16 protein-coding genes are annotated in these 12,370 nt (G+C 73.2%); 10 read left to right on the top strand and 6 right to left on the bottom strand.

Annotation, left to right across the window (positions count from 1 at the left end):
* Window positions 1-88: 88 nt before the first annotated feature.
* From ACME2J_RS04920 to ACME2J_RS04885, 8 genes are all read left to right on the top strand, one after another.
* Entirely contained in the window at window positions 89-349 is a 261-nt protein-coding gene (locus ACME2J_RS04920) for a hypothetical protein (RefSeq protein ID WP_495543760.1), read from the top strand.
* Complete coding sequence (locus ACME2J_RS04915; RefSeq protein WP_495543759.1) at window positions 349-660, top strand: hypothetical protein; 312 nt, start codon at window positions 349-351, stop codon at window positions 658-660. The genes ACME2J_RS04920 and ACME2J_RS04915 overlap by 1 nt, the downstream gene beginning before the upstream one ends.
* Entirely contained in the window at window positions 657-974 is a 318-nt protein-coding gene (locus ACME2J_RS04910) for a hypothetical protein (protein ID WP_495543758.1), read from the top strand. The genes ACME2J_RS04915 and ACME2J_RS04910 overlap by 4 nt, the downstream gene beginning before the upstream one ends.
* The gene (locus ACME2J_RS04905) at window positions 971-1,168 is read left to right on the top strand and encodes a hypothetical protein (RefSeq protein ID WP_495543757.1); all 198 of its coding nucleotides are present in this window, start codon (window positions 971-973) and stop codon (window positions 1,166-1,168) included. The genes ACME2J_RS04910 and ACME2J_RS04905 overlap by 4 nt, the downstream gene beginning before the upstream one ends.
* Window positions 1,152-1,484: a helix-turn-helix transcriptional regulator gene (locus ACME2J_RS04900; RefSeq protein WP_495543756.1), complete on the top strand. Its 333-nt coding sequence runs from the start codon at window positions 1,152-1,154 to the stop codon at window positions 1,482-1,484. The genes ACME2J_RS04905 and ACME2J_RS04900 overlap by 17 nt, the downstream gene beginning before the upstream one ends.
* Before the next feature lie 23 nt (window positions 1,485-1,507).
* Window positions 1,508-1,813: a hypothetical protein gene (locus ACME2J_RS04895; RefSeq protein ID WP_495543755.1), complete on the top strand. Its 306-nt coding sequence runs from the start codon at window positions 1,508-1,510 to the stop codon at window positions 1,811-1,813.
* A 502-nt stretch (window positions 1,814-2,315) separates the two neighbouring features.
* Window positions 2,316-2,621 (top strand): hypothetical protein, encoded by a 306-nt coding sequence (locus ACME2J_RS04890; protein ID WP_495543754.1) that lies wholly within the window; start codon window positions 2,316-2,318, stop codon window positions 2,619-2,621.
* Window positions 2,618-4,420, top strand: a complete 1,803-nt coding sequence (locus tag ACME2J_RS04885) for a recombinase family protein (protein WP_495543753.1) — start codon at window positions 2,618-2,620, stop codon at window positions 4,418-4,420. The genes ACME2J_RS04890 and ACME2J_RS04885 overlap by 4 nt, the downstream gene beginning before the upstream one ends.
* Here the strand turns inward: ACME2J_RS04885 and ACME2J_RS04880 are convergent.
* From ACME2J_RS04880 to ACME2J_RS04865, 4 genes are all read right to left on the bottom strand, one after another.
* Window positions 4,396-4,785 (bottom strand): response regulator transcription factor, encoded by a 390-nt coding sequence (locus ACME2J_RS04880; RefSeq protein ID WP_495543752.1) that lies wholly within the window; start codon window positions 4,783-4,785, stop codon window positions 4,396-4,398. The two genes, ACME2J_RS04885 and ACME2J_RS04880, sit on opposite strands and share 25 nt — an antisense overlap.
* Before the next feature lie 84 nt (window positions 4,786-4,869).
* Window positions 4,870-7,263, bottom strand: a complete 2,394-nt coding sequence (locus ACME2J_RS04875) for an ABC transporter permease (protein WP_495543751.1) — start codon at window positions 7,261-7,263, stop codon at window positions 4,870-4,872.
* Window positions 7,260-8,000, bottom strand: coding sequence for an ABC transporter ATP-binding protein (locus ACME2J_RS04870; protein WP_495543750.1), 741 nt, complete (start codon window positions 7,998-8,000; stop codon window positions 7,260-7,262). The genes ACME2J_RS04875 and ACME2J_RS04870 overlap by 4 nt, the downstream gene beginning before the upstream one ends.
* 99 nt (window positions 8,001-8,099) lie before the next feature.
* On the bottom strand, window positions 8,100-8,855 hold the full coding sequence (locus tag ACME2J_RS04865; protein WP_495543749.1) for an SDR family oxidoreductase: 756 nt from the start codon (window positions 8,853-8,855) through the stop codon (window positions 8,100-8,102).
* A 120-nt stretch (window positions 8,856-8,975) separates the two neighbouring features.
* Between ACME2J_RS04865 and ACME2J_RS04860 the strand changes: the two genes are divergently transcribed.
* Entirely contained in the window at window positions 8,976-9,449 is a 474-nt protein-coding gene (locus tag ACME2J_RS04860; protein ID WP_495543748.1) for a hypothetical protein, read from the top strand.
* A gap of 346 nt (window positions 9,450-9,795) precedes the next feature.
* On the top strand, window positions 9,796-10,194 hold the full coding sequence (locus ACME2J_RS04855; protein ID WP_495543747.1) for a hypothetical protein: 399 nt from the start codon (window positions 9,796-9,798) through the stop codon (window positions 10,192-10,194).
* A 3-nt stretch (window positions 10,195-10,197) separates the two neighbouring features.
* Here ACME2J_RS04855 and ACME2J_RS04850 read toward each other — a convergent pair whose 3' ends face one another.
* Together ACME2J_RS04850 and ACME2J_RS04845 are read right to left on the bottom strand one after the other, a co-directional pair.
* Window positions 10,198-11,526 carry a Rho termination factor N-terminal domain-containing protein gene (locus ACME2J_RS04850; RefSeq protein WP_495543746.1) on the bottom strand — a complete coding sequence of 443 codons (1,329 nt, stop codon included), beginning with the start codon at window positions 11,524-11,526 and terminating at the stop codon, window positions 10,198-10,200.
* 119 nt (window positions 11,527-11,645) lie between these two features.
* On the bottom strand, window positions 11,646-12,338 hold the full coding sequence (locus ACME2J_RS04845) for a transaldolase family protein (RefSeq protein WP_495543745.1): 693 nt from the start codon (window positions 12,336-12,338) through the stop codon (window positions 11,646-11,648).
* Window positions 12,339-12,370 lie beyond the last annotated feature (32 nt).

Raw genomic sequence — 12,370 nt, 5'->3', positions numbered from 1 at the left:
GCCTGCCCATCGCCACTCCTCACGTCGAGTGTTGCGACGACCAGTTGAATCCACCGTGTGTATGTCCTTCACCGACCGAGTTCGCGGCTTGACCAGCCGCCGAATCACCGACCTTCACCCGCCCGAGCAGACCCCGCCGCCGAACGCCCGCGGCGGGTGGGGACCGGCCGTCGATCCGCCGGGGACGCTCCCTGAAGACGCCCACGTCGCAGAGGGTCGCGCGCGCCGCGAGGGCATCGCAGCCCTCGCGACCCTGGCGTCGCGGCAGCGCGAGAACGCCCGCGCCGATCTGGACACCCGCCTCGCGGGCGTCGAGCGCGGGACCGACTTCTCTGGCGGGCGGTCGTGATGGCATGGCGGACGCCGCATCCGCTCGTCATCGACCCCGACGAGGGTCGGCCGACCCTCCTGGGGAGCCGGTGGCAGCGTAAGGAGCCGCTGGGCGACGCTTGGGACCGCGTCGAGGTCGTGGGCGTCCATGACAACGGCGCGGATCACGGGGGCTTTGAGTTGTGTCTGCGCACCGTCGAGTTCACGGGCGAGCCCGTCGTCACCGCGTCGCCGGAATCGTTCGGGGCGGCGTATCGGCGGGAGGGCACGGACGACAACCCGGCCGAGCGGCTGAGCGCGCGGCTTCGCGAACTTGAGGCGCGGGCATGATCGGCGCACGCATCATCGAGCGCGAGACGGGCGAGGAGTACACCGTTGTCGGGCAGGATGGCGGCTGCTGGGTCGTCGTCCGTGTGGAGTTCGGCAGCCCGCAGTCCGTGGCGTCCCTCGCGTCCCGATTCGACGTGGACGAGCCGGACGCCCCGACGCAGCCCGACCCTGCGGACGGGTGGCGGGCGCTTGAAGCGTCGAACCGGGCGGCCGCGACCGCCCTCGCGAGGGGCGCGACCGACGACCGCCCGAGCCCGGAGGACGAGTTTGTGCGGGTCAGCGCCGCCGACGCCAAGCGGCTGGGGCACCGGTGAACCGCGCCGCCGACCTCGCCCGTGACGTGGCGTCTGACCCGGCGACCCTCGCCGCCTGGGACTGCGGGCTTCTTGAGCTTCCGGCGGAGGTCGCGCGCGAACTTGCGGCGTTGCTGGCGCGGCAGCGTCGCGGGGGCGAGTGGCACGACTCCGACGACGTGACGGTGCTGCGGGGCGATGACGATGCTCGATGACCTCCAGCGGCGTCTGGAGGCCGCTCAGCCGCCCGCGCAGCCGCGCAGGGCAGCCGCCGGGTCGGAGGCCCATCGCCTGCGCGTCGCGGTCGCCCGGACGAAGCAGGAGCGCGACCGGCAGCTTGCCGACGATCCGTCGCCCCTGCGACGCAAGCGGCTCGAGATGAACGCCTCGCAGCGGACGCTGGGGATGCTCGCCGGCGTCTCGCGCGACGCCATCAGCCGTGCTGAGCGGGGGGACGAGCGCGTGAGTCTCGCGACGTGGCGCAGGCTCGCCGCCGTTCTATCCTGCCGCATCGAGGACATCCGCTCGTGAGCCACCATCGCATCAACGTCCGGGTGCCGCTCACGACCGCATCCGGGCGCGTCCTGCGCGTTCACGAGCAGGCCGTCGACATCGACGCGCCGCGCCGCCTCTGGCGCGGGTACGACGAGGTAGAGGCCACCATCGGCCTCACGCTGAACGTCGGTGGGCGCGCATACCCGGTCGACGTGACCGTGCCGCTGGGCGGCAGCCTCGCCCCCGAGGTCAACTACACCGCGCGTCCGGTCGTCGTGAAGCCGGACGCCATCGAGGAGCACACCGTCAGCCGCGACGGCCGGGGCGACATCACCGGCACGACGCGGGCCGTGTACCGAACATGAGGCGCTGCGGTTGGGGCGATGGGTGCAGTCGCCTGCTTCCCCGACCAGGACTGTGCGACGAGCACCGCGCCGTCATCCGCGCCATCGCAGACCGCCATGCGCCGGCACGCCCTGCGCGCATCGGCGGGGCACCGTCGCGGAGCGCAAGGCCACCCCGACGACACATCGACCCCGCCGACGTGTTCGACGCTGGCGACCGCAAGACCGTCCCGGCTGCCGAGAGGGCGGAGCACCTGGCCCGCTGGCTCCACCGCGTCGGAACCACCGTCCGCCGCGCTGACAGCGCACGGGTCGTCGGACTCGATCCCGAGTCGTCGTCCATGCGTGGCGTCCTAGCCGCCGGGGAGAAGCAAGGATGGATCGAGAGGGACGCTGGGGGCGCGATCCTTCCAGGCGCGGCGAAGCCGCCTGAGTAGCCCTAGAACCTCGTCACAGCCGTCTGCGCGCGCTGTGGAGGGGCCATCGAGGGTTGTTGCCGGCAACAACCCTTGTCATCACTGGGATGACACGCTACCGTCATCACCGTGATGACGCCGTGCCGATGAACTTTACCGCGAAAGCCCCCGCGCCGACCGCGCTGGACCCGTACCTTGATGCCCTGCGCGGCCATGGCCGCGAGGCGGATCCGCTGTCCATGCTCGACATGCTCCGGCTGTTCCGCGGCGCGGTCGAGCAGTACGAGGCCGCGTGCGTGCGCGCGGCCCGGGAGGCTGGCGCGTCGTGGGCAGAGGTCGGCGCGGCCGTCGGCATGGCGCGGCAGAACGCCCAGCGGAAGTACGCCGACCCAGACGCGAGGTCGCAGCCGTGAGCGGCGCGCTTCGTGTCGTTATCTACGCCGCGAAGTCCACGACCGACCGCATGGGGTCGATCCCGGACCAGATCAAGGCATGCGAGGAGTTCGCGTCGGCCCAGGGCTGGACTGTGGACGGCCGCCCGGAGTCCGACGAGGCTGCCTCCGCCTACAGCGGCAACCGTGGTCCGGGGCTTCAGGCCGCGATGGACCGCGCAGCGGACCTCGCCAAGCGGCACGGCCGCGCGGGCCTCATCGCTTGGCACTCCAACCGGATCGCACGCGGCGGCGCGGACTCGCCGGACGCCTCGCGGCACTTGGTCGAGTACCTGTTCTGGGCCAACCGGGCGAACGTCGAGCTTCACTCCGTACAGGACGACTCGACGTTCTCGAACCCGATCCTTGCGGCCGTCATGGGCCAGATGGCCTACGAGGAGTCCAAGATCAAGGCCGCCAACGTCCGCAGGGGCATGAGCCGCCGCCGCGCTAAGCGCATGCATACGGGCGGTGCGATCTTCGGCTACGACCGCGACCCTGAGCGAGGCTTGAAGCCGAATCCTGGACAGGCCGCCACGGTGGAGCGCATCTTCCGCCTCATCGCGTCCGGGAAGTCGCAGGCCGAGACTGCCCGCATCCTCAACCGCGAGGGCTTCAAGCCGCTGCGTGGGAAGGAGTGGTTGCAGGGGTCGCTCTCCGCGATCCTGCGCCGCCGCACGTACCTCGGAGAGATCAAGGACGACAACGGCGAGTGGGTGCCCGCCGCCCACGAGGCCATCGTCTCGGCCGACCTCTGGGAGACGGCCGACCGCGCGCGCGAGGCCGCCGCCGCGACGAAGGGTCACAACGGAGGGCCGCGCCCGAAGGCCGGACACCTCCTCCCTGGCCGGATGCTCCGTCACGCCGTGTGCGGCCATGCGATGACGCCCGTGTCGCTCGACCCGAAGAAGGACGGCACGATCTCCGGGCGCTACGAGTGTTCCGGGCGCAAGGCGGGCTTGTGCGAGGGCTTCCGCGTGGACATGGCAGACGTGGACAACGCGATCACGTCCTACCTCGCAGACGTTGGGATCGACGTAGACGAGTCGCTGCGTCTTGTCCAGAAGGCCGGCGCGAGCCGCCGCGAGGCGGCAGAGGTCGAGTTGGAGTCCGCGCGGCGCGAGGCAGGAAAAGCGGACGCCGCGTTCCAGCGCGTTCGCCATGACTACATGGACGGCAAGATCACGGCCGACGACTGGCAGGAGTTCCGCGCTGACTTGGAGACGGAGCGCAAGGCCGCTTGTGCGCGCGTTGAGCGGTTGGAGGCGCAGGCCGCTGAGGGCGACTCCGCAGAGGTCATCGTCCCGGCCGTCGCGAACGCCCTCACCCTCATCCGCTCCGCCATGTCGGCGGGCGAGACGGACGCGGTGCGCGCGGCGGTCGAGTCCCTGTTCTCGGAGTTCATGGTAGGCGAGGTGTCGGACCTGCCCGAGGAGGCCATCGTGGGCGACCCAGCGGCCCGCGCGGCCCTTCAACGGCGCGGGGAGGAACTAGAGGCCGCGACGGGGCGAAGCCTCGCGGACGCAGAGCGCCAGTTCTGGACCGAGGAGGCCGCGATGGAGGAGGCGTTGGGCTTCCGCGAGCTCCCGCCGACCGACGACCCGCTGACTGAGGGACTGTGGCCCTCGGATCGCGTCGTTGTCCTCCCCACGCCCCGCGAGGACGCGCTACAGGCCATCGTCAAGGACGGCCAGCCCGTCTACCTCGTCGGTGAGGACGGCCGCTCGGTGTTCAAGCGGCTGCCGCTCCCGGTGACCTACAACGACGGCTTGCACACGTAGTCGTCGGCACCGCGGTCGAGCCCGCGGACGCGGTCGACCTCCGCGCCGCGCCCCGAGACGACGATGACGGGGACGGCCGGATCGAGGAGCGACGCGCCGCCCTCGGCGCCGCGGATGCGATCGAGGACGCGTAGGCCCGTCGCATCGGGGAGCCCGACGTCGAGGACGACGACGTCGGGGGCGTGCTGGGCCGCGAGCCGGAGGGCGTCGCGGGCGCTCGCGGCGACGAGCGGCTCGTAGCCGTCCGAGGCGAGGTTGTCGGCGAGGAAGGTCCTCGTCGCGTCGTCGTCCTCGACGACGAGGACGGTCGGCCCCGGGACGTCCGCCGGCGCGGGGCGCGTGGTGTGGAGGGAGATGTCGGTCATCACGCCCCCCATGAGGGCGCGGCGTGCGAGGTTCTCCCCCCTTCTGCGCGGCTCTGCGCACGCGCGTCACGTTCGGCGGCGTCGCTAGGCGTGCCGGAGCGCGTCCCCGGGCCGCAGGCCGACCGCGCGCCGCAACGGCGCGAGCATGACGAGCACCGCGACGACGAGCGTGCCCGCGAGCGCGACGAGGACGTGCTGCACCGGGAAGACGAAGACGAAGTCGGCCCCCACGGCCTCCCCGGCCGCCCAGCCGAGGCCGCGGGCGATGACCCAGCCGACCGGGATCCCGGCGAGCCACCCCGCGAGCGCGATGACGAGGCCCTCCGTCGCGAAGATCACCCGCACGTCACGGGCGTGCGCGCCGATGCTCCTCAGCATCCCGATCTCCCGCGTGCGCTCGAGCACCGACATCGTCACCGCTCCTGCGAGCCCGACCATGCTGATCGCGACGATGAGGAGCCCGAGGAACGTGATGATCGTGGTGAGGCTCGTGTTCGCCTCCTCCTGGCTCTCCTGGAGCTCGTGGTTGACGATCGTCGCGACCTGCTCGCCGCGCGCCGCGAGCGCGTCCTCGATCGCGGTCGTCGCCCGGTCGATCGCGGTGTGGTCGCGCGACTCGGTGCTCACCCAGAGGCCGTTCACCGCCCCGGGGGCGTCGATCGCCGCGCGCAGCGTCGTGAGCGGGAGGAACGCGACGCTGCCGTTGTGACCGGCCTCCGCCGAGCGCGACGCCTGGTTGTCGGAGACCCCGACGATCTCGACGGCGAGCGGCCCGCCGGCGGTCTCGAGGCGCAGCTCGTCGCCGATTCCCGCGCCGATCCGCTGGGCGAGCGTCGGGCCGAGCACCGCGACCGGCGCGCCGGCGGCCTCCTCCTCGGGCGTGTACCAGCGACCGTCGCTGATGCGGGTCCGGATGAGCGGGCGGGCCGGCAGCCCCCACGCCTGCGCATCCCGTCCGTCGACGCGGATGTCGTTGCGCAGCCACTCCTGGACGGAGGCCACGCCGTCGACGCTGCGCACCGTCGCGCTCGCGTCGTCGGGGAGCGCGGCGTTGCCGGGCGACTGGATCCAGACGTCGTAGCGGTTGTCGGCGAACCAGGCGCGCGTCGTGTCACCGACCGCGGTGCCGAGCGAGAGGAGGCCGACGAGGATGCCGACCGCGATCGCGATCTGGCCGACGGTCGCGAGGCTGCGGCGCCGGCGGCGGGCGAGCCCGCGCACGCCGATCTGCGCGTTGCGCGGCAGCCGCCGGACGCGGCGCAGGACCACGTCGAGTCGGCCCGGGGCGCCGAGGGGCGCGCCGGAGGCCTCGAGCGCCTCGCGGACGGGGAGCCGCGATGCGCGCCGGACGGCCGGCGCAGCCGCGAGCGGCGGCCCCGCGAGGCCGACGAGGAGGCATGCGGCGAGCACGGGCAGCGAGACGGCGAACCCGGCGTCGATGCCGAAGAACATCGAGGCGAAGGCGCCGACGAGGAGGTTCGCGAGCACGACGCCGAGTGCGGCGCCGACGAGCGCGCCGATCGCGCCGAAGAGGAGCGACGTGCGGAGATAGACACGTCGGATGTCGCGACGCCGGGCCCCGATCGCCTTCATCGCGGCGATCTCGCCCGTCTGCTCGGCGACGAGCGTCGTCATCGTGCTCGACAGCAGCACGAGCGCCGAGAGGAGCGCGAGGACCGTGAAGATCGAGAGGAGGCTCGCGATCTGCTCGAAGTCGTCCTTGCCGGGATAGGAGCCGGGTTCGCGGACGACCGGGAGGTCGTCGAACGCCGTGAACGCGGTCGTCGCCCGGAGCTGGTCGCGGATCGCGCCGACGGTCTCCCGCGCAGCCGGCCGGCTCGGGTCCTCGAGGCGGAACGCGAGGCGGGTGACGCCGGGCTCCCCGCGCAGCCGGGCGACGGTCTCCGCCGAGGCGTAGAGCACGACCGCGCCGCCGGCGACGCGGTCGGCGCCCGTGAGGTTGCGGCCGACCCCGGTCACCGGGAGCTCGCGCAGCGAGCCGTCGCCGCCCAGGAGGCGGGCGACCCCGCCCGCCCCGGCGTCGAACCGGTTGCCGTCCCCGTTGTTGCGGTCGGTGAGGACCTCCCCGCGACCGGGGGCCGACCCCGAGTCGAGGGCGACGACGTCGACCTGCTGACGCGACAGGTCCGGCACGCCGACGAGGAGCGCCTCGTCGCGTCGCTCGCCGACGAGGATCCGCGTCGGGAAGACGTCACGCGGCTCGACCTCCGCCACGTTCGGCAGCGCGCGGAGCGCCGCGAGGTCGGCGTCGTCGAGACGCAGCGGGGGCATCGAGACGGTGACGTCCGGGAGCCGGTTCGCCTCGACCTCGCCGTCCATCGCCCGCTCCATGAGCCCGGGGACGGCGAAGATGCCGACGCTCGCGACGGCGAGGGCGAGCGTGAGGACCGTGAAGGCGGCGCGGGCCCGCCGCCGGGTGAGGTCCGTGATCGACTTCCGGAGGACCGCGGAGGTCACGGCGCCTCCGGCGAGACGACGAGACCGTCGCGGATGGTGACGATGCGGTCGGCGCGCGCGGCGAGCTCCGGGTCGTGCGTGACGTAGACGACCGTCTTGCCGTCCGCGTTGAGCGAGCGCAGCAGCTCGAACATGTCGCCCGCGGTCCGGGTGTCGAGGTTGCCTGTCGGCTCGTCGCCGATGAGGAGCTCGGGATCGTTGGCGAGCGCGCGGGCGATCGCGACCCGCTGCTGCTCGCCGCCGGAGAGCTCGGACGGCAGGTGCTCGCCCTTCTCGGCGAGGCCGACGAGCCCGAGGTTGCGGCGGGCGATGTCGCCGCGCTCGCGCGGGGTGCCGCGGCGCGCGAAGTCGAGGGGGAGCATCGCGTTCTCGAGCGCGGTGAGCGTCGGGAGGAGCTGGAAGAACTGGAAGACGACGCCGACGTGCTCGCCGCGCCAGGAGGCGAGGTCCTCCTCGCTCATCTCGTCGATGCGCCGGCCGCCGACGTGGACCGCCCCGGCGCTCGGCCGGTCGATGCCCGTGATCATGTTCATGATCGTCGACTTGCCCGAGGCCGACGGGCCGACGATCGCGACCATCTCCCCCTCGCCGATGACGAGGTCGACGCCGCGCAGCGCGCGGAACTCGAGGCGGCCGGAGCGGTAGACCTTCTCGACGCCGTCGAGCCGGATGAGCGGGGAGGTGACCGCGGAGGGGGTCGCCGGCCCGCGGGTCGCCGCGTGGGCGTGATCGGACATGGCGACGACGCTACGGCCGGGGCTCGCCGCACCCATCCGTACTCGACCGCGCACGCCGCCGGGGGCGACCGCAGGCCGCCCCCGGGGTCTCCGGGCGACCTAGGTCCGCTGGCCCGTCGGCCGCACGAGGATCTCGTTGACGTTGACGTGCGCGGGCTGGGCGAGCGCGTAGACGATCGCCTCGGCGATGTCCTCGGCCCGCAGGACCTCGCCGATCTCCTCGCGGAGCCGAGCGACGACCGGCGCGACCGCCGGGTCGTCGTCGTTGTGCCCCTGCAGCTCGGTGTCCGTGAACCCCGGCTCGACGCACGTCACGCGGATGCCGGCGTGGAGCGCCTCCTGGCGCAGCGCCTCGCTGAACCCCGTGATGCCGAACTTCGTGAGGTTGTAGACCGCCATCCCCGCGTTCGCGCGCCGGCCGGCGGTCGAGCTCACGTTGACGATGTGCCCGCCTCCGCTGTCGGCCATCACCGGCAGCGCCGCGTGGGTGCAGTAGAGGGTGCCGTAGACGTTGACGTCGACCATGCGCCGCCACGCGTTCGTGTCGGCGCCCATGAGCGGGCCGAGGAGCATCACGCCGGCGTTGTTGACGAGCGCGTCGAGCCCCCCGAGCTGCTCGTAGGCGTGCTCGACGAACGCCCGCGCCTCGCGCTCGTGCGCGACGTCGGTCGGCAGGGCGATGGCCCGGCCGCCGTCGTCGGAGATGCGGCGTGCGAGGGCCTCGATGCGGTCGGCGCGGCGCGCGGCGAGCGCGACGGAGGCGCCCGCGTTCGCGCAGGCGAGCGCGGTCGCCTCGCCGATCCCGGAGCTCGCCCCCGTGATCGCGACGGTCTTCCCGGTGAGGTCGAAGGGCATGATCCGACCCTATCCCTCGCCGATCTGCAAGAGGCCTTGCATTCCGTCCGAGGGGGGAGGGTTCTCCCATACGATGCCGACGCCGCGGGGGCCCGATGCCCCCGCTCGCCATTTGCTCTCATGGATCATCAGCCCTCCACACGCCGCGGCAACTACGACTCCGGCGAGGACTTCGTCCTCGAGTACGGGGAGCTGCGGTTCACGTTCAACGAACGAGACTTCTCGGAGCGCTGCGAGCAGGCGGCGCACAAGCTCTCGTTCGTCTCGGGCCGCCTCGACGAGGCCGAGCTCGAAGATCTCGTCAACCTCGCCGTCAACGGCGAGATCCAGGACCCCGCGTCCGGTCTCGGCGAGCACGTCAACGACTGCTGGCCGGAGCTCGTCGGCCCGTCGGACCGCTCGCTCGTCCACTGGCTGCGCCGGCTCGTCTTCCGCAGCGCCTGGCTCGACCAGCGCGTGAAGGAGGGCGAGCTCGACGTGAGCTTCGACCCTGCGGCCAACGCCTTCCTCTACGTGCAGCCCGAGCGCGACGGCGAACCCGTCGAGCTCGCCCCCGAGCCCTCCTGGGGCCGGGTGGCGTACGTGGCGCAGTAGCTCTCGCTCCGGTACGCGTGGGAGTCGACATCCTCCTGCGCTCCGCAATCCGGCCTCCGGCCGTGTTGCGACGCCGCTCCGGAGGACGTCGCCTCCCACGCTGATCGGCGCCCGCGCCGGTCCGCCGCCCGCCTCACGGCCCGGAGGTCGGACGTGGAGCGTCAGCCGCGCACGCCGACCGGGCGGGGGATCGGACGTGACCCTGAGCGGCGTCCGAGCCGGAGGCGGAGGCGAGAGCGAAGGGGCATGTCCGAGCGCCCGATCCGACACGAGCGCTCGTCGAGGCCCCGCCCGCACCACGAAGGCGAGAGGTGCCGCGAACCACCTCCACGGGTAGTCCCCCGTCGTGACCGTCGCCCGCTTCCCCTTCGCCGTCCACCCCCGCTACCGCAAGGCCTCCAAGCCGTTCGGCGTGAAGCCGGACGAGGCGGTGGTGCTCGTCGGCGACGGGATGCTCGACGCGCGCTTCGGCCGCTGGCGCGTGAGGACGCCGCTGTCGAACGTCGCCGACGTCGAGGTCACCGGCCCGTTCCGGTTCCTCAAGACGGCCGGACCTCCGCGGCTCGGGATCACCGATCTCGGTCTCACGTTCGCGACGAACGGCGAGCGCGGCGTCCTCATCACCTTCCACGAGAAGGTGAAGGGCGTCGATCCGACCGGGCGCCTCCGGCACCCGGAGCTCACCGTCACGGTCGACGACGTCGACGGCCTCGCCGCGCGGCTGCGCGACGAGACCGCGACGTGAGGCTCAGCCGAGCGCGGACGCGCGAGCCGAGGCGATCGCCTCGGCGCCCGCCTCCCCGACGAGGAGCTCGGGCTTCAGCGTGCCGCTCGCGACGAGGTCGAGCGCCGGGAAGCGCCCGGTGCTCGTGAGCGTCTGGTCGAGCGCGATGACGGTCGTCTCGCCGCCGATCGGCTCGCTGGCGGTCGCGACGATCGTGAGCGAGCCGCCGTCGACGATGGAGCGCGCCGACGCCATGAAGCGACGCGCCGTCTGCTCGTCGATGCCGTCGAGCGTGTCGACGAGGACGACGGCGTGGCCGCCGCGCGCCGCGATCCGCCGCGCGGTGTCGACCGCGCGCTCGATCGCCTGGCCGCGCTGCTCGGCGCTCGCCGAGAACGCGAGCTTCGCGACCGGCTCCGGCAGCTCCTCGCCGCCGGAGGCGAGCTCCTCGGGGCGCACGCCCGCGAGGACGAGCGACACCTCGAGGTCCTCCTGGGCGTTGAGCGCCGCGGCGAGGCGGCGGAGCGACTCGGACTTCCCGGAGTGGGCGGCGCCGGTGATGACGACGCGCGAGCCGCGCCCGATCGGCGTGAGCCACTCGATCGCCTTCAGCGTCGCGTCCTCGCCGCCGAGCGTGAGGCGCTCGCTCGGGAAGGCGCACGGCAGCTCGTCGAAGGGCGTGCCCTCGGCGACCTCGTCGGCGGGGCGCCCGTTGATCGTGTCGATGCGGACGAGCGACGGGTAGCGCTCGGAGCGCCGCGGCGAGCGCCGCGGACCGGAGACGTCGTCACCGTCGACGAGCTCGCAGCGGCGCACCTGCGCCGCCGAGATGTAGACGTCGTCGTCGGAGGGCTCGGGCGGATCGAGGCGCAGGAAGCCGGAGCCGTTGCCGAGGATCTCGACCGTCCCCTTGACGACCTCCTCCTCCTCGGCCTTCTCGCCGCCGCGGCCACGGCCCCCGCGGCTCCCGCGACGGGAGCGGCCGCGGCCGCCGTCCTCCTCGTCGGAGTCCTCGCCGGCGTCCTCGTCGGTCGCGCCGTCCTCCTCCTTGGCCTTGGCGGCGGGCTTGCGGCGGCCGCGCTTGGGCTTCTCCTCCTCGGCCTCGTCCTCGTCGGAGGACTCGTCGGACGCCGCGCCGCGGCGGCCGCGGCCTCCGCGGCCGCCGCGCGACCGGCGGGCCGGCTTCTCGTCCTCGTCGCCGCCGCCGTCGCCCTCGCCGCGCGCCTCGAGGATCGCGTCGACGAGATCGGCCTTGCGGAGACGGCGGAAGCCGTCGAGGCCGATCTCGCCCGCGATCGCGTGGAGATCGGCGAGAGGCGACGCCTCGAGGGCGTCACGGGTGAGCACGGGCATTGGAGTCTCCTCCTCGTTCGGTCGTCGGTCGGCGCCCGCCGCGCGTTGGTCAGCGCGGCGGCGACGCGTGCACGCCGGAGACTAGAGGACCGGCCCGCGGTGACGGGCCCTGGCCCTCCTCACGCGCCGACGGCCTGGCCCTCCACGAGCCCGTGCAGCCACTCGCCGAACTCCGGGCGCGAGCGCCAGTCGGCGTCGAACTTCTCGATGCCGGCGACGGTGAGCGGATGGTCGAGCATCTGGCGCAGGACCTTGCCCGGCACCGTCGCGACCTCGCACCCGAGCGCCGCGGCGACCGTGACGTGCTGGGGATGGCGGATGGACGCCGCGAGGACCTCTGCGTGGGCCTCGGAGGGCCGCATGACGTCGATGATCTCCGAGACGACCTGGCCCGAGTCGACGGAGATGTCGTCGAGCCGGCCCATGAAGCAGGAGATGAACGACGCGCCGGCCTCCGCCGCGAGAAGGGCCTGCGTCGGCGAGAAGACGAGCGTCATGTTCACGGGGTGCCCGTCGGAGGAGAGCTCCTTCGTCGCCTCCAGCCCGGCCGCGGAGAACGGGACCTTCACCGTGATCTGCTCGTGGAGCGTGCGCAGCGCGCGCCCCTCGGCGACCATCCCGCGCGGGTCCTTCGCGACGACCTCGGCGCTCACCGGCCCCGCGACGAGCTCGCAGATCCGGCGGATGATGTCGGCGGGATCCCCGTCCTCCTTCGCGAGGAGGCTCGGGTTCGTCGTCGCTCCGGAGAGGACGCCCCAGGAGGCGATCTCCTCCACCTCGGCGACGGATCCGGTGTCGATGAAAAGGCGCATGTCCCGAGGGTACCCGGGAGCCCGGCCGGGAC

Source organism: Paraconexibacter sp. (genome assembly GCF_059438195.1).
Note: the sequence above shows the minus strand (reverse complement) of the source record. Positions and strands in the feature narration are given on the sequence as shown.